We start from the raw sequence: 524 nt of genomic DNA on the forward strand, positions 1-524 counted from the left end.
CATACTTAATTCACCTGAATAAAATCTTATTAATGTTGTAACAAACTAAATTACAACAACTTAATATCAAGCATTAATTAAATGATTTAAAAAATCTCTTTACCTTATGTTATAACATTTTAAATAAAAAAAAGCCGCAACCATACTTGGCTGCGGCTTTACTCTTAAGTATAGTGGTGCTTATTTTACCAGTTCATCCACGTACTGCACATATTCATCACGTGCCTGCTCCTGGCTTTTACCTTCCTGATTTTTCCAGGCATCCCACTTTGCAATGTTCTTAAAGTCAAAGCCACCTGGGCGCTCTATGTTTACATCTCCTTCTGATGCCTGCTTAAAAAGGGCATATAGCTTTAGGAGCACATCGTTGCTGGGGCGCTCAGATAAGGTCTTGGATTTTGCTACTGCGCTTTCGAATTCTTCTTGTGTTGCCATATTTTTTTACTTAATAAATATACTAGTGATAGCTCAAGATATACATTTTATGCGCTGCATGCATAACTTTTGTTTATTTTGTTTGCAAC

At 35.5% G+C, this 524-nt stretch carries 1 protein-coding gene; it reads right to left on the bottom strand.

Annotated features, from left to right (window positions below; translation table 11 throughout):
• Window positions 1-180: 180 nt before the first annotated feature.
• On the bottom strand, window positions 181-435 hold the full coding sequence (locus ACFQ2O_RS22495; RefSeq protein WP_377533289.1) for an acyl-CoA-binding protein: 255 nt from the start codon (window positions 433-435) through the stop codon (window positions 181-183).
• Window positions 436-524 lie beyond the last annotated feature (89 nt).

Origin of the sequence: Pontibacter rugosus (genome assembly GCF_042678745.1) — a bacterium.
GTDB lineage: Bacteria > Bacteroidota > Bacteroidia > Cytophagales > Hymenobacteraceae > Pontibacter > Pontibacter rugosus.

Excerpts from the sequence above, each read along its gene's own strand:
- ACFQ2O_RS22495 (WP_377533289.1), bottom strand. The coding sequence starts at position 435 with ATGGCAACACAAGAAGAATTCGAAAGCGCAGTAGCAAAATCCAAGACC.